This window comes from Crocosphaera sp. UHCC 0190 (assembly GCF_034932065.1).
GTDB lineage: Bacteria > Cyanobacteriota > Cyanobacteriia > Cyanobacteriales > Microcystaceae > UHCC-0190.
In genome coordinates, this window is sequence record NZ_JAYGHP010000009.1 from 106,142 (window position 1) to 129,254 (window position 23,113).

Genomic DNA, 23,113 nt, shown 5'->3' on the forward strand with positions numbered 1-23,113 from the left:
TATTTAGAATTTAGCCGTTATCCATTATTGACCACAACAACACCCGATTATTGCCAGAATCCGCGATAATGGCGGTATTACTGCAACTTGAAATACCATAGGGCCAACTCAAACTATGGCGATCGCAACTTCCATAGGAACGGTTTTCACTCTTGCTACGAAAATGTAATTGTCCCGTTAACCCCTCAGCAGTAGCCCCTATATTCAGGTTTCCCGTCCATCCCACCAGGCGAGAATTAGCCGTATCAGCCGCAATTAACCATTTATCTGTGACTGCTACCCCGTAGGGCATACTTAAGGTATTAGCAGCCGGAAAATAGCCCCCTTGATTCAATTCTGCGGCTGAAAAGTCAGCTTGTCCTAACACAATTTCACAGGGAGTATTATTTTTGGTGGGGATACCTTGCCAAATCATCAAACGGTTATTTCCTGCATCTGCTAAAACTAAATTATCTTGCCATATTGCTAAAGAATGGGGCCAACGCAGACTAGAAGCAGTGGGACTACCGCCCCCATTTTCGTCCCGTCGGTTCATGTCAGCTTGTCCTAAAACGTAGTCTGCGGGTTGTCCGTTGCGGGTTGGTAGTTGATTCCAGACTAACACCCTGCGGTTGCCTGTATCTGCCACAAATAGCCTTCCCTGATGATACATGACCCCATAGGGCCAGTGCATTCTATCGGCGGCGGTGTCTGTCTCCCCTCGGTTAACCTGGTTTTGGTGAAAATCTGCTTGTCCTAAGACGATATCGGCGGGAATATTGCTATCTTGGGGCAATTTTTTCCAAATTAATACTCGATGGTTCCAAGCATCAGCTACCGCTAACCCTTCCCCACAGACACATATTCCGGTGGGAACGCTGACGGTGTTTGCTTGGGGGGTTCCTTTGGCGTTTTGTCCTTCTTGATAAAAGTCGGGTTGTCCAATAACCCAGTCTGCGGGTTGTCCGTTGGTTGTGGGGCGATGTTTCCACCCTAAAAGGCGATGATGTCCTGTATCAGATACCCACAGCGGCCCGGTTTCTGAGACTAAGCAGGCCCCTCTTGGGCCAAACATGGTCGTTGGACTGGGTTCTAGGGGTATGACCAAGCTTTCGGCGGTTTGTTCACCCAGGATAATTTCTGCCCCTTGGGGAGAGAGTATGTTTAAATAGGATTCATTGATGGGGGTTTGAGGTATAGGGTTTATTTTTAAGGGTATTTCCATTAATTTTTGGAATTTAATTGTCAGTTTTCGCTTAATTGTATCGTTTAATTTCAGATAAGTTGGCAATTGTTAGATATTTTTTATTTTGAATTTATTGTAGGGGTCAACTGCCATTGACCCCTATTTTTATCTACCAGTAGAATTCTCCTGATGAAGAAATAAATAACCCGAAAAAAAGAGTTAATCTTGTTTCAAAGTATTTAACCATTCACGTAATTGTTCAGCAGCGACTTCTCGTCCCCCTAAACCAAAAGCGAGAGCAATGGCAGCAGCAATACCACCGACTAGCAAACCAAAGGCTAAATTAACAATATTAGGGGCAATACCCATCTGTTGTAATGCCATGGCAGAAACAAGAATGAGGATGGAAATACGAGCCGTATAACCAAGAAACTTTGATTGACGAGTTTGGGAACTGGTAATTAAGTTAAAGGCTAAATTGGACAAATATAATCCCAATGCTAAAACAACCAGTCCAACTAACACTTGACCCGCTAACAACATAAATGTGGCAACGACTCCCTTAAGGGCTTGAATTTGAAGGATATCAACCGCCGTCAAGGTGGCAACTAACATCACGCCAATTAAGACTAAAAATCCCACTAATTCTGAGGGAGTACGTTGAGTGATAGAGTCCGTTTTTTCGTCTATTTCTTCAGTTTCTGGGCCAAAGGTTTGAGCAGTTGATAAGGTTTGAGAAATCCCTAACCATTGAAAGATGTTGTTGAAGCCAATACTGCTTAAAATGTTACTGACTAAGGTTGAGAGATATTGTCCCGCAACATAAGCTAAACCAAGAATAACAGTGGCTGCAAATAATTTGGGCAACAAGGTTAATACTTGTTGCAGCATTTCCGTTGCTGGTTGCGAAATCGCTTGAATTTTCAGCGCGTCCAACGCAGTAATGGCAACCGGAATCAAAACCAAAATATAGACAATATTTCCCATGATTTGGGAGAGAGATTGTTGTCCTCTTTCGACTGATAATCCTAATTGCGTTCCTATTTGATCTAATCCCGTCGCTGCTAACAAATTAGTGACAATTCGTTGCACAATTTGAGCAATAATCCAACCGACAGTCCCAATCAGTAGAGCCGCAAAAATATTAGGCACAATTGCCAAAATATTGTTAACGAGAGTCTGTACAGGAAGAAGAGTTCCTTGTAAATTAAGGGTACTTAAAATACTGGGTAAAAACAGCAGAAAAATAAACCAGTACAGAGCATTACTAATGGTATTTTGCAGAGAAGGTGTCTCATGCTGCTGTTCTGATGTTCCCATTTGCTGCTTTAATTGTTCATCAAGTCCTATTCTTCCTAGAATACCTTGGACAATCATTTTTGTTAATGTCGCTAATACCCAAGCGACTCCTAGGAGAATACTTGCTCCCAATAGTTTAGGCACAAAGCCCGTTATTTCCCCTAATAAAGTATTGAGGGGTTTGGAAACCTCTTGTAAATTGAGGGTATTTAAAAAAGCAACAACAGCAAATAAGATAATAATCCAGTAAGCAAACTCGGACACCCATTTTTCAATGGGGATAGATTGTCCTTCATCTTCTCGTCCAAGAATTCGAGAAGCAATTTGATTATCTATCTCAGTTTGATTGAGAATTTGCCGGATAATTTTACGCACAAATACCGCAATAATCCAACCAATCAATAGGATTAAAATGGCTTTACCAAAGGAAAAGATATCACCACCGACAACGGAAATAATTCTCTGACTCAAATCTGGTGGAGGGGATTTAAGTTGAAGTAAAATAGAGGGTGCTAATTCAATCATAATCTAACTCATTGAATGTTTTTGATTTTTATTTTTCGCTAAAGTATACGTCAGTACCCTAACATATTGATGCTGTTTCGTGACGTTAATTCTTGATAAATATTAATTAAATTTTCTTTGAGTTGATCTTCGGTTTCTTTTTGTGTCCAATAATCGGTACATTCTTGAAGTTCAGCAATTGTTTAAAGAATATCTTCCTTATATCAGACTTAATTTTTAGGAAGCTGCTGTGCATTTATAATGACTTGTGTAGCATAATTCTTGCTTGTCACAGGCTAGAAGCCTGCGTTACTAATAGGCATTTTAAATGCGTCTTAGCTTATTGTAGTTTAGGTTTTTTTTAATGATCAATTTGATAAATTTTACGAATTTTAGAAGCAATTTGTGGATTTCTTGACTCATGAATAAAGATACAATCATGCTGAGAATTAAAGGTTCCATGGGGGGGAAACTTTTTAATGAGTTTAAAACCGAAATTATTTAGATAACTTTCTACCTCACTGAGCAAAGCAATTTCTTTATAGAGTGGAATAACAAAAAGTTCTAGATGAAGTCCAACACAACTTTTTGATAAAAATTCAGATGCTCCTTTAAGAATATTATATTCTGCTCCTTGAGCATCAATTTTCAAAAAGTGAAAGGTTTTTAAAGAAAATTCTTCATTAATAATTTGATCAAGGGAACGACATTTTAACGTTTTTGTTTCTACTAATTTTGACCTTTCAAACCATGTCTCTGCTAGTTCTTTCGGCCCTTGTAACCTTAAAGTTTCCCAATGATTTTGAACATATTCATGATTTTGTTGAAATAAAGAAGACCCTGTTGCATTAAATCCTTTATAAATATAGAATGGCAGAGTTTCTTCACTTTCCCATAATGCTGTATTATAAGTCATGAAATTTTTACCCTTCTGGATCGCTTCATTTGGCTCAAAATTGAGTAAAAAATTGATACAATTAGCATGAGTATTCCAAGGGGAGGGTAAACCACCAATAGACCCAACATCAATGAGGTTAATCATTCCCTGATTTAAAAAATTTATTTGATATTTTGGGTGATATTTACGTTCTATCTTCTTGAGCAAGTTTTTTATTTTTTTACCAGAGAATTTGATCATGATTTTTAACCTAAGCTACTTTAACTAACACTCTTTCCCCACTCCGTTTAACGGGATAAGCTTCTAAAAACATTCCTGGAGATGTGAGACATTCGCCTGTTTCTAACTGATACTGAAACCCATGATGTAAACAGGTTAAAATGCCATTTTCTACTTTTCCTGTATCTAATGACATCGCTAAGTGCATACAACTATTACGATACCCCTTAACTATCTCATCTTTTCTCACTAATATTAACTTTAATCCTTCAATTTCTAAGGGTAATATTCCCCCATTAGTAATTTCATCAACTCTTGCTAATGCTACCCACCCTGCATCTTGAGAAGCAGCAAAAGGACTATTAATATTTTCCCCTGTCTTACTAACAGCAGAAGTATTAACAGACACTACGTTTTTGATTTCAGGACAGTAGGTTTTAATTGCTTGTTCTACCCCCTGTTTCATGGTTAAAGTAGACGCAGGACAATTGCTACAAGTTCCTACTAATTTAACTTCTACGGTATCCGGTAATTTGATGGCAACTAATTCTACATCTCCGTGATGACTTTTTAGCCCTGGACGAACGGTTTCTAATGCTTGTTCGATGCGTTTTTCTAAGGGAGGTGTGGGGGCCTTTATTAAGTCATGATAGCGCAAAAGTCCATAGACTAATTCATCTTCTACTGCCTGACGTAAGGCAGGTAAAGCGTCCTTTTTTACTGTCTTAATTAGACGGGTTAAAGCTTCTTTATGTAACGCTTCAACCGCTTCTTTTAATCTTTCAACTACAACCTGTTGATTCTTATCCCATTGACTCACAATTTGTTCATAACGACTAATTTCTTCGATCAAGGTTTCTAGGGTGGCTATTTTATCAATTGATTGCGTCATTTTTTTATGTTTGTAGTAAGCTCTTTAGGGCTGATTTGTAAAGGCTAAAGCCTTCACTACGAACTGTATATATTGTTTTAGTAATGCAGGGACAAACGGCGGTTTGCCCCCAGGAATACCTTAATTATTGCATCTTTACATCTTTGAGTAAAAATGGCATAGCCATTCCCGTAACTAAACTAGAAATGACGATAACAACAGCAAGATTTAATCCGGTTTCGCCTAACCCCACTAATAACAATAAACCCATTAATACGCCAAAGGTTAATTGTCGATAAAAATAACCAGGGTTACGGAATAATTTGCCCTTTAAAAACAATTTTGCAGAATACCAAGCGAGATCTAACATTGTCAATAACTCCTAGATAAATTTTAAAATAACTAACCCAATAGCCGCCACAGGAATAACCCCCGCCGGCCCAAACATACTACCAAGAATTGCCGCTAATTCATAACCGATATCTTTCCCTGCTAATAAAATGCCACCAATGGCCCCACCAATAGCAGAAATAACCGCAGCAACCATTAACCAAAATAGTCCAGTCACTAAGGTGATTTCTCCTCCTGTGAGATTACCAAAAAAGGTCTGAATTACTTCATCCGTACTTAAATAACCCATAATGTCAGTCATTGAAATTTTACTCCTTAAATTAAGTAAACGAAAAACTTTTGGTCCCAGTTAAACGAAGCGTTATTAGGTCAAGGCGGATAATTCTTTTGCAATGTCTTGTAACATTTCTGCGACAATGTTAGACCGTTCTACTTGTCCATAGTCCCTGAAGATTTTTTGCGCTTCTTGATAGTAACTTTGGGCCTGTCTTAAATTATTGGCATTGCCAAATTGAGGGTGTTCTACATCATCCGGTAAGTTAAACAAAACATTCGCTTTATTAGCAATGGTGTTAGCATATTCTATGGGCATATCTTGAGCATTTCTCACCTTTAATGCCTCATCATAAGCAGCTAATGCTTTCAAATTATTTTCGATAGGATGGGTACTAGAAAGGTACTGCAACGCATTGGCCAAATTGTTCTGTAACATGGCATATTCCGTCGGATGATCAATTAATGTCACCCATTCCAACGCCGCTTCAAAAGACTGTACTGCCATTCCTTGACGCATTTTGTCCTTTTCGGGGCTTAAAGGCAGGGAAAGATAAGCAATGGCAATGTTATTCTGCAAAATGGCATATTCTTGCGGATAACTCTCTCCCGTAAACACTCTGACTGCTTTTTGATACGCTTGTATTGCTTCTTGCATGGTCGCTTGATTAAACCCCACTAACCCCTGCAATACTACCCCCAAATTCATCTGTGTCTCGGCCACTTCTTCAGGGGAGGCATATTCTTCTAAAATGGGCAAGGCTGTCTCATAAGCCGTTTTTGCCTCTAATAATACGTTTGGCCCTTCATAGGGAATAGTACGCAAAGCTGTCCCCATTCCTGACAAACATCTGGCCCGTAATAAAGGATAGTCGGGGGGACATAATTCTAGTCCTCTACGGTAGAGAAAGACAGCATCTTCGAGTTGTTGCGGGGTTTTTGGTTTATTTTGTAGTCCTGCTGCCATTTCAATCAACATTTCAATCTTTTCTGACACAGTGGCCATGTCAGACTCGATGGCCGCTAAGGCAGCTTTGACGTTAGTATCACTAATGGTAGGTGTCACGGCTTTAATATTTCAAATAAGGGTTAAAAGCTTTTGTCAGATAGTTTAAGAAATTATGAGAAATGGTTATTTTCTCAAGAAAAAAATGTCATGGTTTTCTCACAATATAGAAATCTAATTCAGAGATTAAGTTTTAGGTTGACAGAATACTGACTCTATTTAAACAATAGCTCTAAATTTTGGGGCTTTTTCTTTGTATTGTTTTAAGATTATTATCAATAATCTTCACATCCAGTGCGCTTCAATAATTTGTAAGATTCCCTAACGCCTAACCCCGATTCTGATACACTTTAAACTAATAAGAGATTGCTGAGCATTAATCATGATGGCACAAGAATTTAACTGGAAAAAACTGCAAAATGGGTCAGATATTCGCGGAGTTACCCTAGAAGGGGTTGTGGATGAACCCGTTAATTTAACCCCTGAAGTTGCTCAAATTTTAGGTCAAGGGTTTGTCAGTTGGTTAAGCCAGAAATTAGACAAAAAAGCCTCAGATTTAACCATATCTTTAGGGCGAGATAGTCGCTTATCTGGGCCAACTTTAATGGCAGCAGTAAGTGAAGGAATTAGACTCATGGGAAGTCTGGTTTATGATTTTGATATTGCCTCAACCCCTGCTATGTTTATGAGTACCATTACCCCTAATTTTAACTGTGACGGGGCAATTATGTTAACCGCTAGTCATTTACCCTTTAATCGTAATGGCTTAAAGTTTTTTACGGCAGAAGGTGGGTTGGATAAACCAGATATTACGAATATTTTAAGTTTAGCTGAAAAGAATAATTTTGTTGCAGCAATAGAAAAAGGCAACCTAGAAAAACATGACTTTATCGCTGTTTATGCAGAAGGTTTAGTCAAAAAAGTACGAGAATGTGTCAATCATCCTGATGATTTTGAACAACCCTTAAAAGGGTTAAAAATTATTGTTGATGCGGGAAATGGGGCAGGGGGATTTTACGCCGATAAAGTCTTAAAACCCTTGGGTGCTGATACAACAGGTAGTCAATTTTTAAATCCTGATGGCACATTTCCTAATCATATTCCTAACCCGGAAGATGCAACAGCAATGGCTTCAATTTGTCAAGCAGTTATTGATAATAAAGCAGATTTTGGCATTATTTTTGATACGGATGTAGATCGAGGGGCTGCAGTTGATAATTTAGGAAAAGAACTGAATCGCAATCGTTTAATTGCTTTAATTTCTGCTATCGTTTTAAAAGAGCATCCAGGCTCAACTATTGTCACAGATTCCATTACATCTGATGGGTTAACCAAATTTATTGAAGAAGAATTAAAAGGGGTTCATCATCGCTTTAAAAGAGGCTACAAAAATGTTATTAATGAATCGATTCGTTTAAATAAAGAGGGACAAGAATCATGGTTAGCCATTGAAACTTCTGGCCATGGTGCGATGAAAGAAAACTATTTTTTAGATGATGGGGCTTATTTAGTGACAAAACTATTAATTGAATTGGCTAAATCTCTGCAAAAAGGGAAACTTTTAACGGATTTAATTGCTACTTTACAAGAACCAGAAGAAAGTGAAGAATTCCGCTTGAAAATAAACACTGAAGACTTCAAAGAATATGGCAATCAAGTGATTCAGAAATTAACCGAATTTGCCAGCACTCAAGACAATTGGCAAATAGTACCTAATAATTATGAAGGGGTAAGAATTTCTTGTCAATCTCCTGAAGAAAATGGCTGGTTATTATTACGTTTATCTCTTCACGATCCTGTTATACCTATTAATATTGAATCAAATGTTTCGGGAGGTGTGGCTAAAATAGCCACTTGCTTGCTAGAATTTTTAACGCCGTTTGATTTATTAGATTTATCAGCTTTTGAGCAAAAATAATTCTTTGATTTTGATAAATTAAACCCCTATCTTACCCCTAAAAAGCCTGTATATACAGGCTTTTTACTCCCATTATTATGATAAATATGTTATAATGGTTTAGAATAAAATTCAAATAAATCAATTGGAGGAAAGCAAATGGGAACCATCAATGTAGAAGTCCTAGGGGCTAAACTACAAGAATGGTTAGTCGAATTCGGCATACAAGTTATTGCAGCAATTATCATTCTTTTTGTGGGGATACAAATAGCAAAATTATCCCGAAATTTAGTTCAAAGGTTGTTGAAAAGAACGAAAGTTGATGTTACCTTAATTAGTTTTACAGGAAATGCAACTTATGTCATCATTCTCGCCCTCGTTACCATTATTGTTTTAGGACAAGTCGGGGTTAAAACGGCTTCTTTAATTGCCATTTTAGGTTCAGTTGGTATTGCTGTTGGTTTAGCTTTACAAGGATCATTATCGAATATTGCATCAGGGGTAATGTTAATTCTGTTTCGTCCCTTTCGTGTGGGAGATTATATTGAGGGAGGAGGGACAGCAGGTATTGTTAAAGATATCCAGATCTTTAACACCATTTTAATTAGTCCCGATAACTGTAGAATTATTGTTCCTAACAGCAAATTTTTTGAGAATAGTATTACTAACTATTCTGTTGAAGATACCCGCCGCATTGATTTAATATTTGGGGTTGGTTATGGGGACAACATTCAAGAAGTAAAACGGTTACTGACTGAAATTTTAGCAGAAGATAAACGCATTTTAAAAGATCCTATCCCCACCATTGGACTATTAGAATTAGCCGATAATAGCGTTAATTTTGCCGTTCGTCCTTGGGTCAAAACTTCTGATTACTGGGATGTTTATTTCAGTTTACAAGAAACGGTTAAACAACGATTTGATGCAGCAGGAATTAATATTCCTTTCCCTCAACGAGATATTTATGTTCATCAAGTTTAACCCCTAAATCAAATTAATTGCATCAGGTAGGGCAGGTTTTGATATAATTTTAATAGTTATATAATCGGATGTTATCTAAACCCAAACCTGCCCCTACCAATTGCCAATTTACTTAATTTCTGATACTTTAATTTACTCCTAATATTATGTCTATTATTACTAACTTAAAAACCTTATATGAAATCGATGATGTACAATGGTTAGAAGACACAATTAAATTATTAAAAGAGCGTCAATTTGAAGCCTTAGATCTAGATAATTTAATCGAGGAGTTAGAAGACTTGGGGAGTGAAAAAAGAAATGCCGTTGTTAGTTTATTAGAACAGGTGATTCGTCATTTATTATTACTTGAATATTGGACAATAGAAAGAGAACAAAACCTTGGCCATTGGGAATCAGAAATCATCAGTTTTCGGACTCAATTACGAAGAAAACTAACCACAAATCTTCGCAATTATCTAACAGAAGAATTACTCTCAATTTATCAAGATGCTTTACTTTTTGTGCAACGAAAAACCAGTTTTAAAGTAAATTTTCCTGAAACTTGTCCCTATAGTTTAGAACAATTATTAGATATTGACTACGGACTTAAGAAAAGAAAACTTGACAAAAATAGTTAATCAAAACTTACGCGCAGATATTATCTTTAGGAGCGCAAGCCAGATAGTGCGGCTTCCTTGCGCCCTCTCTTTGATAACTAAATCGCTTTTTTGTTAAAAACAAATACCTGTTGTCTGACAAAAGATATCATTTATGTCTCCTCCAAAAGAATTATTATTACCGCGTCGATAGAAATTACGATTATAGTTATTTACGTTCCGAGCTTCAGGGCTGTTGGCAATTTCAGTTTTGACATCATCAATGTTTCTGCCATTAATAATTAAAGTTCGGTAGCTCTGCAATCCAGAGCTATCGGCGTTCCGTCCCAAAAACTCTTGATATATTGCGTTCATCGCTTGATCAAATGCTGGACTACGGGCAAGATCAGTCCTTACCTGAGCTAAAGACCAGCCTTTATTATTAATGGCTTGGCTATAGTTTCTTAGACCATTGTAGTCGGCATTGTACCCCAAAACCTGAAGATAGATATTATCTATTTCTTTATTAAGCTCAGAATCGTTACGAGTTCGATTGACATTCCCATTATTGTTGTTAAAGCGATAATTAAAACTGCCATAGCCAGGGCAATTAATCACACTCTGATCACGGAAACAGGTAATTCTTTCTGATTGAGCCAATGCCGGAACAGCACTTATTAAACTAATTAATAAGATACTAGCGGTAGATATAATTAAAGATTTCATGATTAACTCTCCGAGAGTTTTTATTCGTTTTTTATAAAATACAAACAAGTCATCACATCCCACACCGCTCCCCTGCGGTCGAACCTAGCAATTCAGATGACGAACAGTTCAGCCTCTAGCACTTCTCAGAATCCCCACACTTCCTGCTCTCATTTTTCAGTGGGTTTTTACAAGTGGATAAGTATTCATATTTATACTCTTATTATAACATTTTATAATAAAAAAAGCCCGCTATAAGCGGACTTAAAATAATTTCAGTAATAAATTGAATGATTTAAACCGTCATAATATCCTTTTCTTTCTTAGCTAATAACCCATCAATTTTTTCAGTAAACTGATCAGTTACCTTTTGGATATCATCTTGTAAACCGCGAGATTCATCCTCAGAGATGTCACTATTTTTCTCTTGTTTACGCACATCATCGATCGCATCTCGACGAATATTCCTAATGGCGACTTTCCCCTCCTCGGCCATTTTTCCCGCTAATTTAACCAAATCTTTCCGCCGTTCCTCCGTTAATTGAGGAATATTCAGACGAATAATTTGGCCATCATTATTGGGGGTTAGTCCCACATCCGACAGACTGATCGCCCGTTCAATTTGCCCCATACTGCCCTTATCGTAGGGTTGAATCGTGATCGTCGTCGCGTCCGGGGTACTAATATTAGCCAACTGAAATAAGGGTGTCTCCGTCCCATAATAGTCCACCATTACCCGATCCAGGATCGCCGCATTGGCCCGTCCTGTTCGTAGGGTATTAAAAGACCGCTGAGTGGCCTCAACGGACTTTTGCATACTTTCTTTGAGATCATCTAACATCACAGAAACCTCCCACAATGGTTCCAACAGTTTCACCTTGAATTGCCCGAACAATATTCCCTGGAACAGAGAGATCGAAGACAACTATTGGTATATTATTTTCTTTGCAAAGAGCGATCGCCGTGCTATCCATCACCCGTAAATCATGGGCGAGTACATGACTATAGGTTAAACTCTGATAGCGACGGGCATTAGGGTTGAGATGGGGGTCAGAATCATAAACCCCATCCACTTTAGTGGCTTTAAACACCACTTCTGCCTCAATTTCTGCTGCTCTGAGGGCCGCGGTGGTATCAGTCGTAAAAAAGGGATTTCCTGAACCGGCCCCAAAAATAACGACCCGTCCCTTTTCCAGATGACGGATCGCACGACGACGGATATAGGGTTCCGCCACTTCCTGCATGGCGATCGCCGTCAGTACCCTAGTGGGAATTTCCATTTGTTCGAGGGCATCTTGCAACGTCATGGCATTCATCACCGTAGCGATCATGCCAACATAATCAGCCGTTGCCCGATCCATGCCCGCCGACGCTGCTTTGACTCCCCGAAAAATGTTGCCCCCACCGACAACGATCGCTAATTGAATGCCATGATTGATGACATCAGAAATTTCTTGAGCAATGTCGGCCACGACTTTGGGGTCAATGCCATAGCCTAGGTTTCCCATTAAGGCTTCACCGCTGAGTTTAAGTAATACGCGCTGGTAAGTCATCCCTCTGCCGCAATTGTGTAATTGAGCCTATGATATCTGGGTAATAAGCATCAGATATCTTGTCCTTTTTGTCAAACTCATTATCTCATTAAGTCTTCAATTAACAGAATTTCTTTTAGGGGTGGAGGTTAAAATTAGAAATGAAGCCCAAGGATTTAAGTGAGATTTATGCCGAATTTATCAACTTCGATCGCCACCCATTACCATGAACGAACCAAGTACCATCCCCAAACCATTGCCGCTAAAAATCAAGGGTTAGATTGGTCAAAACAGCCTGTTCCCTTCAAAGAATATAAAATCGGCCAGTCTTATGATCTTACCCCTTATCTCTCGGAAACTTCACCCACCGCTCCCCAAGCACAAGAATGGCAGCGACTGTCTCGATTATTAGGTTGTAGTTATGGCTTAACGGCGAAAATTCCCACCATGGGAAATCCTGTTTATTTAAGGGCTGCTCCCTCAGCCGGGGGACTCTATCCGGCTGAAGTTTATTTAATCTCCAAAGGAACCGCTTTACTCCCTCCTGGATTATACAATTATCAAGCTCAAACTCATTCTTTAGTTCATTTTTGGGACGATGAGGTTTGGTCAAAATTACAACAAGCTTGTTGGTTTCATTCTGCTTTAGAAAATACAGAATTAGCAATCATTACTACGGCGATTTTTTATCGTTCTGCTTGGCGTTATGAGGATCGAGCCTATCGACGTATTTTCTTAGATACCGGTCATTTATTAGGGAATATTGAATTAGCTTGTAGTATTAATCATTATCGGCCTCATTTAATTGGCGGATTTCAAGATCATCTGCTCAATAAACTTCTCTATCTTGAACCGGAAAAAGAAGGGGTAATTACGGTTATTCCTCTGACGGATCTGTTAAAACAAACTCAGGATAAATTAGTCACTTATCAACCAAATGCTTTACCTTCTCCCATTCAAAGGGATTATCCTTTGATTGATGATGGGGAATTATTACCCTATTTTCATCAGGCGACGGCCATTCAAACCGCAGAATCTCCTCAACCTTTTACGAATTCATCAGACACCCAATCTTTAGAAGATAAATATAATTTTCCTTTTTGTCTCAAAGTTTCGACAAAAACCTTCCCTATTGATTGGGGAAAAGAGTTTTATGATCTCGAAAAAACCATTCTCAGACGACGTTCAACCCGCGCTTATACCGGAGCAAATTTGACCTTAGATGAGTTGAAATCTCTCTTACACTTTACCTATCAATCTCAAGATTATCTTAGCCAAGGATTTGACCCAATTCCTGATTATTTTGACTTGAGTTTAATTGAAACTTTTATCGCTGTTTCTGGGGTACAAGGAATAGATACAGGGTGTTATTATTACGCCCCGAAAGCGCAAGAATTACGACAAATTCGCTTTAAAAATTTCCGACAGGAATTACACTATCTTTGTCTTGGCCAAGAATTAGGAAGGGATGCAGGGGCGATCATCTTCCATACGGCTGATTTACAAAAAGCTGTGGAAAAATATGGCGATCGCGTTTACCGTTATTTACATTTGGATGCGGGACACCTGGGACAACGGCTTAATTTAGCCGCTATTCAACTTAATTTGGGGGTCAGTGGTATTGGGGGCTTTTTTGACGATCAAGTTAACGAAGTCCTAGGCATTCCTGACGCTGAAGCGGTTCTTTATCTCACTACCCTAGGACGACCCAGATACCAATAATCTATCCACAAACTTGAATCAATTCAAGGGGGGATGGCGCAATTTTACACCCCACAATGTTTACTTAATTTGTTGACATAATTCCCGAAAATGTTCCCCCCGATCTTCAAAACTTTGATATTGATCAAAACTGGCACAAGCAGGAGATAATAAAACAACTTTTGCTTGATTTTGTTTCCCTAATTCTAAACCTCTTTTAACTGCCTTATCCATCGTTTCCACAATTTCATAACGATTATAACCAGATTCTTCTAACCGTTTAGCAAAGCTTACAGCAGCATCACCAATCAACAAAACTGTAGCAACTTTTTCTTTGATTTGGGTGATCCATTTCGTATCATCACCCTCTTTTGCTTCCCCTCCAGCAATTAAAATGGCCGGTGATTTAACAGACATTAATCCCACTTCTGCGGCATCATAATTAGTCGCTTTACTATCATTAATAAACTCAATTCCGTTAATAGTTGTAATATATTCCAAGCGATGAGGAACCCCTGTAAACGTCGCTATAGCTTTAGCGATCGCCCCTTTTTCAATTCCTGCTAATCTTGCTGCTGCTACTGCCATTAAAAGGTTTTGTTGATTATGAAAACCGGCCATTTTAAACAAATTTAGGGGTAAAATTAATTCCCCAAAAGCTACCACCCAATTATCTTGAATGTAAACCCCTTTAGAGGGATCACAGAGCAAGTTTTCTTTGCCTTTTATAGTAGTCCAATAAGCATCAGCCCATTGATGTAACCCCATTTGATGTAAATAAGGATCATCCCCATTAAAAATTTGATATTCACACCGTTGTAACAAAGATGCTTTAATAGCGTAATAATTATCTAAGGTTTTATGACGACTTAAATGATCAGGGGTAAAAGTCGTCCAAATACCAATTTTAGGACTTAATTCTTGGGATGATTCGCATTGATAACTACTAATTTCTGCTATAATAGAATCATAGGCTTGGTTGTCATTTTTTTGGGATTGAGCTAAAGCTAATTCACAAGCTGCATAACCAATGTTGCCACAGGATGGCGCGTTTAATTTGGCCCCCTGAAAAATAGCCGCGACCAAAGCAGTAGTGGTAGTTTTGCCATTAGTTCCCGTAATTCCCACCCAAGGAGATGACTTGAGATACCGCCAGGCCAATTCTAACTCTCCAATAGTATCAATGCCTAGCTTACGCGCTTCTATTAATAGGGGAACATCCCAAGGAACCCCAGGACTAACGACAATTAAATTAGGTAAATTAGAGGGTTTTAAGGTGGGGGTATGGCCTAATTTAACCGTTATGCCTTCGGTTTGTAACTGTTGCTGTATTGGGTGTAAATTAGGAGAGTCTGAGCGATCGCTTAAGATCACTTCCCACCCGTCTCGTTTGAGGCATTTCGCAGCAGCAATTCCCGATCTTCCCAATCCGATAATATAAGCTATGGCCATCGTTTTCGTGGCATCCTTTCCTGTTTTAAAGCAACCTATATCGTAGCAGAAAAGGGAATAAATGGGCAAAACAATTTTAGAGACAATATATTTTTATTGTTTTTGTCCAGGAGGAATAAAACGAATTTCTATCCGTCTTCTTCTTTGATCTGAGTTACGATTAGGAGAAGATAATTGACCTGATGGTAAATACAATTGTGCTGCTGAGTACGCCCGAAATTGAACCTTTTTAAAATTGGTGTTTTTTTCTAATTCTTGAACTACTGATAAGGCTCTCATTAATCCTAAATCACTATTAGAGCCTGGGGTTAATATTTTCACGAATTGATTGCCATTTGCAACGTTTTCTAACTGACTATCTAAGTTACTAAATTGATTATTTGCTTGTCCATCTGTATGACCAATTACCTGAATAAAATCAATCTCTCGTTCCCTAATAATTTTATCAATTACTGGTATTACTTGCATCACAATATATTGTTTTAATTGAGGAGTCAATTCTGCACTACCTGATGGAAATTGAAATTTCCCTGAATTTTCATCAATAATAATTGGAGAAGCTGATTCTAGGCGTTTATTTAAGTCTTGTAGATTTTTATTTAAGTTAAGAACATGAAAAAGAGCTAACAACAATAAAAAGCTAAGAATCATAAACGCATTGGACATTAAATCTGTGAACGAAGCAAATACATTGAGTTCTTCAAATTCATTTATATTTCGGTGTTTTTTAGGCATAATTGCACTTTTATAAATTATTCTTTTGGTTAAAATTGCTTAAGTTATCCAAAAAAGATTGATTACTTTTTGAATTTAGTGTCACAGTGAGTTTATTTAAAACTGATTCAATTTCTTTTAGAGACAGAGCAGATTTTTCAACCTTTTCCGTGATAATCTGAACGTGATAATTAGTTCTTCCGTTTTCTTGTATCATATTTTTACTTAGTCTGTCTCCTAATGTGATTAAATGTTCTTGATTAATGGTTGGTTGATTAATCAGTTGAACAAAGTTGCTTTTAATTGTGTATAGATAATCTCTTGTTAGTTCAATTTTTTCTAACAAAACCTGATTACTTTGATTATTATTATTGGTCTGACTATCAAGACTTTTAATAATACGATCACCTAATGTTTGGAGACTAAGAGATCCAGTTTCTAAATATTCTTTATTCAAAGAAATGAGTTCTCTTGATTGTTGATTTACGCCATCTATTTTACCTCCAAAGTTTAAGATTTCATGGACAGAATCATTAAGATTAACAATGGTTATTTCTACAGTTTTAATTAATTCAGTAACCGTTGATATTGTATTAGAAAACTGCTGTTGAGTTTTGTCTAAATTTTCAGTTGCAGATACTAATTTATAAGATAATTGACTATTATTAATCATTTCTGATGCTTCTAAAAAACACATCGCACTATTTTCTAAAGTTTTAGCATATTTCACAAAATTCTCATGTTGAACAATTTCTTTAAGAGAATTAACCTGTTTTTCCAATAATAAAGCTGACTGATAAAAAGTTTCTGAACCCCTATTTAATGTACCAGCAGTTTCCGTAAAACGTTCATAAACTTGTTTTGCTAAATTAGTTGCTTCCTTGTTTCCTTCAGCAATTTGTTGTGCAACACTTCCTAAAGATGATCTAACTGCTTGAGTTACATTCTCATGAAATCTCGTTAAGAATTCATTCTGTTGATCGACCATGCGATTAATTGCTTGATCAAGTCTCGTTTTTCCTTCAATCGTTGGTTGTAGAATATTATCAAGATAATCCTCTAGAGAACTAATGAGAGCATATTTCGCTGAAGTGGTATTACAACGAAGATTAACTAATGTTAATAAAGAACTGCATACTAAGGCAATTAAGCTAGTAATAAAAGCAATTCCCATACTTTGGAGAGGTACTTGAAATTTATCAATAAAATTGTCAGCTTCTCCCCCTACTTGACTAATGGTTTCACTTAAATTATATAAATTAATGGTAATCCCTAAAAATGTCCCTAATAATCCAAATGCCAACAATAAATTAGGCAAAAGACGACAAAAATAGTCCCATTTTTCACAGGATAGTGAATTGCCAAAAAAATTAAACTTTTCCTGACTATATACCCCATCAACTAATGCTTCAGTATTGACTTTTTCTAAGACTAAACTCGCTTGTTTAAATCTATCTTCTAAGATAGTAACAATTTTAGGTTGAACCCCACGACTACTATTAAATGTCACCAGTCTTCTTACTTTATTCGCAGCATCGATCAAGTATCGATAAAGAAAAACTCGTAAAAAAATAGCCAATATTGTCGGAATAATGACCAATATAAGCGTCAGAAAAATTAGATAAGGGGGAAAGAGTTTAATCCAGTCAAACATGATAAAATCCTCGAATATTTTTTAGAGTCCTAAAAGCTTGGTTTTGGCAGCTTCAAATTGTTCATCAGTTAAGAAACCATTTTCTTTCATTGAAATTAATTTCTCTAATGCTTTCATTCCATCAGATTGTGTATTTTGGTGATTTTGAATAGTTGCTAAAGGTAAAGATGTCTGATTTCCTGATTGTTTAGAATCAGAATAAGATAATAAATTATTATTTGATATTTGGGATTGTTGCTGCTTTATTTGATTTTCAATTTGAGCAATAAACCTAGTAATAATTCCTTCTTTTGCTGGGGTTTCTGTGGTTGCTCTTTGTCCAATAACTTGTGACTTATAAAAGAAATTGGGATCATGTTCTGATAAACTTTCTACATTCATTACAAATTTTTGAATCTTAGAATAATATTGTTCTTTCATCAAATTGGGATTAGCTTTTATTTGAGAAACTGCTTGATCTAGTAATGTTTTAATCATCTCTGTCATATCTTGACGAGAGGCTAATTGTTCTAATGCTTCTCGCCAAGAATAGCTTAAAGATGCTGTATAATGAGTTCGATGTAATTCGTCATAATATGGAAATTCATAGCGTTGAGTTTCCTGATTATATTCTAGTAAATTAAGGGCAATACAAGGATAAAAAATATACTCTATTTCTTTTATTATCTTAGCATCATGAGGAATAATATCCGTAAACATAATTTGATGGTTATTATGCAAAATGCCTTGTGATACTTGTTGCTGATAGTGATCTTTCATTCTAGTTATATCATTAACAATTCTCAGAGGAAAAGCAGCATATTCTGTTATGAATAATATCTCATCTTCTGCTTGAATGGGTTTGAAGGACGTTTCAGGAATACCGAGTTGATTAATTAGCATATCTTTAAACTGTTTTACTTCAATATCATCTGTTTGTTTAAATCCAATTAATTGACTATTTTTTTCTTTCCCATTATAAAAGCGAGGATCACTTAAATTGAGAGATAATAAAGGTTTAGCTGACTGTAAAATTTGTTCTAGTCTTCTGGGACGATCTGAAATTGAATAATTTTCTAAAAATCGTTTAATCACTGATTGAACTTGACTAAAACCAAGGGAACTAAATAATCGTTCAATGACCAAATCAGTTTTAGTTTGTAATTGAGATTGATCTACAAGATTAGTGGTTAATAAACTTAATAAAGAGTCCCCAAAGCTTAATTCTTTAGCGATATTATAGGTAACTGAAACTAGCTGTGATTGAGAACCATTATTGGGAATACAACTATCAATATCTGCTTCAGGAAAAATAGCTTCACCACTCATCTCATCTAGGTTTAATTGTCGCAATTCTTCTTCTTTTTTTTGATAATAATAGTTGGTTTTTTGTAATAAATCACTGAAGCTGTAAACTTGATTTAAACGAGTTGATACATGAGTTTGTAAAGTCTCGATAATTTTAATTGATTCATCATTAGCTGCAACTTCAAAATTATGTTTAATAATGCGGGAAATATGCCGAATTGTCGTAAGAATAACTTCTTTGATTTGGGCAAACTTTCGACTATTAAGAAACGGCAATTTAGACTTTTGTTCAATATCTTCTATTTCTTGTTTTGCCTCTGCCCAAATTTGCTCAATTTTTTCATCACTATACATTCCTTTAAGTTCCTGCTTTTTAGTTTCAAAACTTCTTTGATATTGAGCAAGTTTGGTTTTTAATGCTTCTAGAAAAGCCAAACTATTATTAATGGAAAAATTCTCATTATTGGGATTCAATAAATCAGCTAAAAAGCTATCAATATCTTGAGTTAAATTATCAGTAATAATGGACTGATTATTTTTTAAATTAGTCAACCAAATTCCTCGACTACTTTCAGTCTTTCCATCTTGAACTTTCCGAAACTCTGAGCGAAATCCTCTGGGTAAATCTTGCTTAACGATGTCAATATCTTCTGTTTTTTTGAATTCAAGATTTTCTAGAGAAGTTTGCCATTTTTTTAAGCTTTTTTCAAAGCTTTTATTATTGTCTTGAGTTGCTTCTTTTAGCTTATTTATAATACAATCATCTGCATTAATATTCGATGTCCATTTTAGTAAAAATCCCTCAATTAAGGTATTAGCTTCGGGACTTTGGCCTATCCCCTCCAACCAAAAGTTAACTAATTTTAAGGTGAGACGATTTAAGGCAATTTGGACTAAGCGATCGCGGGTAAAATAAATGGCAGATAATCCAAATGTAAGATACTGCTGACACATCTTAAATGGATGATCATCCGTTCTCAACATAGGGTCTTTAAAATTATTTCTTTGTCCTTGAAGTTTAGATGCTAAATCACTAGAAAACTCCAGAAATATCTTGTAAGCTATGACATTACATAACTTACCTTTTTCATTAATTTTATAATCTCCTGATGTTTGATTAGAAAGTAAATAAGTGTAATCAAAGGGGGGACGACTTTCACTAATCTTGCTCTGATATTGTTTATCATAACAAGCTTCAAATTTTGTATTTTCGCTGGTATAATAATTTAGTTCTTTAAGGGCAGCATAAGTATTAGCATTCATGATAGGTGTATCACCAAACAAAGCAGAACTGATCATCAAATAACCAAAAATCTGACTATTTTTTTTATAAAGATTTCTCACTGTATAAGCAACATCTAAAAACAGTCCGCTTCCTGTTCCTCCACAAAGAGAACCAACAATAAAAATATCTAATCCTTGCTGAACATTTAGCCTTTTTTTGAGTAAGAATTCTTCATGTCCTCTGGTACGATTTTCTGCATTTTCAATAGCAGTTTTAATCGTGCGATAGTTATGAAAAAAGGCTAGTCTTCCCACTGGTCTAATGCCATGCGCTCCATCTTCTATGGCTTTTACATGACCTTTTAACTGAGGATGAAACCAGCTTTCAATATGAGAATAAGCTCCTTCAAACAGGGTAGGATGTTCTAATTCATGTAATAGATTATCAACATCTTGGGATGTCATGCTAGTAATCACTTTTTCAGCATCACGAAACAGAATTTCTTCCCCATGATATGTATTTCCAGTCGGTAAACCAGAACTATTAAATGAATCTTTGTCAGTATCAATTTGCACAAAACTAATCACAGGTAGTTGATTTAATTTACCGTATTTATCAATAATAAAGCGACGAATTCGCATTAAAACATCTCGTCCTGTTCCCCCTAAACCAATACAAATTGTCCGTTTAATGGCGCGAGTTTGTTGTTCTTGAATCATGGTAAGACACCTTCCTTATTTGTTAATAATTGAAATAACAATGTCAAAGTCTTGATCGCCTTTTGATTGCTCAGGACAATTAATTTTAATTGTCTGCTGCTCTAGTTTAATTTTTTGCAAAGTCTCCTTTCCTCTATAATAAATAGGAGCTTGTTTGGTTGGGTTTAAATATAAATAATTACCTCGGCGTTCTAAATAACCTCTAATTTCTCCCCCTGGACAATAAATAGAACTTAAATCCTCATCTCCAATCGGAATTCTTTGCTGATTTTTTAAGACACATTTTTGTTTTTCTCTATCTTCATCTGAAGGAAAAATTACCTCTAGATTCCAGGGTTTCTGTAAACTCAAAAAATACTTGATTCCCCAAATACTTCCTAAAATAAATATCCCAAAAACCAGAACAGGAAGCCAGAGTTCTTGCAACAGATAAGCATTAACTAAACAAGTTTCTTTTCCTCCAGGAGCAGGGGTACAAAATTCTTGAATGGTTGGGGGAACATCAACAATGGTTAACTGATAATTTTTGATATTATTAGTTGTAATAGTTTGCGATCGCTGGTTTAACGGTAAAGCTTGAATCCATCCTTGTCTTTCTTGACTTTCTGGTGATTGTTTTTGACGAAAAGGACTATCAGCAGGAGTTTCTATCCAAGTATCTGAAGAAATACCTGATTCTGTTAACAAAGGAGCTTCGGTAATCCAAACAACCGATTGAAACTTAACAGGTTGATTTTCCAAGAGACGACATTGATTTAATTGTGCTAATTTTCGATAAACAAATAACTCTGCTTTCTGAATATCTGTGTTACGAAGATTGGCATTAGATTCTAAAGGAATCTTTTGAAAAACAGCTTCAATGTCTTCTTGTTTCCCCTGAAATTTAATTCCCTCACCCCAAGAATTTTGGTTAGGTGTTAGGGGATTAATTTCGGCAGCAAAAGGCACAACATAAACCGAATCTCCTGAACGCAAACTATCTTGTATTATTTGATGTAAACGGGTTTGGCCTTCCTCATTAAAATCCACACTTCCCGTCAAATCAATCGCTAAGATAACATCTCGACCCCCATGTAGGTGTGAGATCAATGCAAGTCCAGCACGTTGCCAGTAAGTTAAAGGTTCCCCAGGAGTGAGCGTTAAACAAGCATCAGTATTCATACTTGAGAATAGTAGTCAGCGATAGTGTGCTTCCTACTTATGATTCCCAACTTCAGGGAAAAAACTTAAGTACCCAGAAAAATTTCCACCGTCGTCCAAAACCAAGAAGCATAAGACAAGAGACAAGAAACCTGGTTAAATAGTGTAGAATAGGCTATTCTAACAACTATGCACAGTAACGACGACCTGAGTGTAATCGAGAGTGCGGATCAATTTGATGACCCCTTGGATCGCTTAGAATCAGTAGATGCTAACGTACCCCCCCCTGATCCAGAGGAAATGTTGCCAAAACTTAGGGAGACTGATCCATCCCAACGAATGCTGGCAGCAAGGGCATTTTGTGAGTTACAAGACCCCCGATCGATCCCCCACCTCATCGAACTATTAAATGATATCTGTCCCCTAGTGCGGGTCAGTGCAGCCTACGCTTTGGGGAGAAACACCAGTTCTGAAGCAGTGGCCGCCCTCATCGAACTCTTAGCTACAGACTGGAATGGTTATGTCAGAAAAGGCATCGTCTGGGCCCTAGGAAATAGTAGCGATCGCCGAGCCGTCAAACCTTTGATCCACGCCCTCAGAACCGATATTTCCGCCGTGCGTCTCTGGGCCGCCAGTAGTCTCGCGCAAATCGCTAAACTAGAATATGAAGACGTGATCTCCGCCATGGCTCCTCTCATTGAAGGGTTACGACGAGATGCCGTGGCCGCCGTGCGAGGAAACTGTGCCTGGGCCATTGGTCAACTCTGTCGGGAACTCCCTTCTAATGTGGTCTATGCTACCGCCATTGATGCTTTACTGGAAGCCTTAGTGGAAGATGAAGACTACGGCGTAAAAGAAGATGCCAAAAGTGCTTTATTGCGGCTAGGAGATCCCAGAGGACTGCAAATGATCGAAGATCTCGAACTAGAAGGACTGATTTAG

At 37.0% G+C, this 23,113-nt stretch carries 20 protein-coding genes; 5 read left to right on the forward strand and 15 right to left on the reverse strand.

All coding sequences use genetic code 11. The features are described 5' to 3' along the window. Positions 1 to 10 precede the first annotated feature (10 nt). The 7 genes from VB715_RS13935 to VB715_RS13965 all read right to left on the reverse strand — a co-directional run bounded on the left by VB715_RS13935 (position 11) and on the right by VB715_RS13965 (position 6,646). Complete coding sequence (locus VB715_RS13935) at positions 11 to 1,204, reverse strand: hypothetical protein (RefSeq protein WP_323301825.1); 1,194 nt, start codon at positions 1,202 to 1,204, stop codon at positions 11 to 13. Between the two features lie 180 nt (positions 1,205 to 1,384). Further along, the gene (locus VB715_RS13940) at positions 1,385 to 2,989 is read right to left on the reverse strand and encodes a mechanosensitive ion channel (RefSeq protein WP_323301826.1); all 1,605 of its coding nucleotides are present in this window, start codon (positions 2,987 to 2,989) and stop codon (positions 1,385 to 1,387) included. Positions 2,990 to 3,329: 340 nt separating this feature from the next. Then, entirely contained in the window at positions 3,330 to 4,106 is a 777-nt protein-coding gene (locus VB715_RS13945; protein ID WP_323301827.1) for an FkbM family methyltransferase, read from the reverse strand. A gap of 10 nt (positions 4,107 to 4,116) precedes the next feature. Continuing rightward, positions 4,117 to 4,977, reverse strand: coding sequence for a NifU family protein (locus VB715_RS13950; protein ID WP_323301828.1), 861 nt, complete (start codon positions 4,975 to 4,977; stop codon positions 4,117 to 4,119). Positions 4,978 to 5,101: 124 nt separating this feature from the next. Then, positions 5,102 to 5,326, reverse strand: coding sequence for a hypothetical protein (locus VB715_RS13955; RefSeq protein ID WP_323301829.1), 225 nt, complete (start codon positions 5,324 to 5,326; stop codon positions 5,102 to 5,104). A 12-nt stretch (positions 5,327 to 5,338) separates the two neighbouring features. After that, the gene (locus tag VB715_RS13960) at positions 5,339 to 5,608 is read right to left on the reverse strand and encodes a hypothetical protein (RefSeq protein WP_323301830.1); all 270 of its coding nucleotides are present in this window, start codon (positions 5,606 to 5,608) and stop codon (positions 5,339 to 5,341) included. 63 nt (positions 5,609 to 5,671) lie between these two features. Continuing rightward, positions 5,672 to 6,646 carry a hypothetical protein gene (locus VB715_RS13965; RefSeq protein WP_323301831.1) on the reverse strand — a complete coding sequence of 325 codons (975 nt, stop codon included), beginning with the start codon at positions 6,644 to 6,646 and terminating at the stop codon, positions 5,672 to 5,674. A gap of 325 nt (positions 6,647 to 6,971) precedes the next feature. Between VB715_RS13965 and VB715_RS13970 the strand changes: the two genes are divergently transcribed. The 3 genes from VB715_RS13970 to VB715_RS13980 all read left to right on the forward strand — a co-directional run bounded on the left by VB715_RS13970 (position 6,972) and on the right by VB715_RS13980 (position 10,084). Next, positions 6,972 to 8,504: a phosphomannomutase/phosphoglucomutase gene (locus VB715_RS13970; protein WP_323301914.1), complete on the forward strand. Its 1,533-nt coding sequence runs from the start codon at positions 6,972 to 6,974 to the stop codon at positions 8,502 to 8,504. A gap of 138 nt (positions 8,505 to 8,642) precedes the next feature. Continuing rightward, complete coding sequence (locus VB715_RS13975; RefSeq protein ID WP_323301832.1) at positions 8,643 to 9,464, forward strand: mechanosensitive ion channel family protein; 822 nt, start codon at positions 8,643 to 8,645, stop codon at positions 9,462 to 9,464. Positions 9,465 to 9,610: 146 nt separating this feature from the next. Next, positions 9,611 to 10,084 carry a DUF29 domain-containing protein gene (locus VB715_RS13980; protein WP_323301833.1) on the forward strand — a complete coding sequence of 158 codons (474 nt, stop codon included), beginning with the start codon at positions 9,611 to 9,613 and terminating at the stop codon, positions 10,082 to 10,084. Positions 10,085 to 10,177: 93 nt separating this feature from the next. Here VB715_RS13980 and VB715_RS13985 read toward each other — a convergent pair whose 3' ends face one another. From VB715_RS13985 to pyrH, 3 genes are all read right to left on the reverse strand, one after another. Further along, a complete protein-coding gene (locus VB715_RS13985) occupies positions 10,178 to 10,768 on the reverse strand; it encodes a DUF4214 domain-containing protein (protein ID WP_323301834.1) in 591 nt (196 codons plus the stop codon). A gap of 274 nt (positions 10,769 to 11,042) precedes the next feature. After that, on the reverse strand, positions 11,043 to 11,588 hold the full coding sequence (gene frr / locus VB715_RS13990) for a ribosome recycling factor (protein WP_416336934.1): 546 nt from the start codon (positions 11,586 to 11,588) through the stop codon (positions 11,043 to 11,045). Then, positions 11,578 to 12,300, reverse strand: a complete 723-nt coding sequence (gene pyrH, locus VB715_RS13995) for a UMP kinase (RefSeq protein ID WP_323301835.1) — start codon at positions 12,298 to 12,300, stop codon at positions 11,578 to 11,580. Before pyrH ends, frr begins: the two co-directional genes overlap by 11 nt. A 168-nt stretch (positions 12,301 to 12,468) precedes the next feature. On the opposite strand from pyrH, the gene VB715_RS14000 reads away from it, so the two are divergent. Next, the gene (locus VB715_RS14000; protein WP_323301836.1) at positions 12,469 to 14,001 is read left to right on the forward strand and encodes a SagB/ThcOx family dehydrogenase; all 1,533 of its coding nucleotides are present in this window, start codon (positions 12,469 to 12,471) and stop codon (positions 13,999 to 14,001) included. 60 nt (positions 14,002 to 14,061) lie between these two features. Here VB715_RS14000 and murD read toward each other — a convergent pair whose 3' ends face one another. The 5 genes from murD to VB715_RS14025 form a co-directional block, all read right to left on the reverse strand. After that, on the reverse strand, positions 14,062 to 15,432 hold the full coding sequence (gene murD, locus VB715_RS14005; protein ID WP_323301837.1) for a UDP-N-acetylmuramoyl-L-alanine--D-glutamate ligase: 1,371 nt from the start codon (positions 15,430 to 15,432) through the stop codon (positions 14,062 to 14,064). A 93-nt stretch (positions 15,433 to 15,525) separates the two neighbouring features. Further along, positions 15,526 to 16,167 (reverse strand): hypothetical protein, encoded by a 642-nt coding sequence (locus VB715_RS14010; RefSeq protein WP_323301838.1) that lies wholly within the window; start codon positions 16,165 to 16,167, stop codon positions 15,526 to 15,528. A 10-nt stretch (positions 16,168 to 16,177) separates the two neighbouring features. After that, positions 16,178 to 17,800 (reverse strand): methyl-accepting chemotaxis protein, encoded by a 1,623-nt coding sequence (locus VB715_RS14015; RefSeq protein ID WP_323301839.1) that lies wholly within the window; start codon positions 17,798 to 17,800, stop codon positions 16,178 to 16,180. A 21-nt stretch (positions 17,801 to 17,821) separates the two neighbouring features. Further along, on the reverse strand, positions 17,822 to 21,031 hold the full coding sequence (locus tag VB715_RS14020) for a tubulin-like doman-containing protein (protein WP_323301840.1): 3,210 nt from the start codon (positions 21,029 to 21,031) through the stop codon (positions 17,822 to 17,824). A gap of 15 nt (positions 21,032 to 21,046) precedes the next feature. After that, entirely contained in the window at positions 21,047 to 22,192 is a 1,146-nt protein-coding gene (locus tag VB715_RS14025; RefSeq protein ID WP_323301841.1) for a VWA domain-containing protein, read from the reverse strand. Positions 22,193 to 22,360: 168 nt separating this feature from the next. On the opposite strand from VB715_RS14025, the gene VB715_RS14030 reads away from it, so the two are divergent. After that, on the forward strand, positions 22,361 to 23,113 hold the full coding sequence (locus tag VB715_RS14030) for a HEAT repeat domain-containing protein (protein ID WP_323301842.1): 753 nt from the start codon (positions 22,361 to 22,363) through the stop codon (positions 23,111 to 23,113).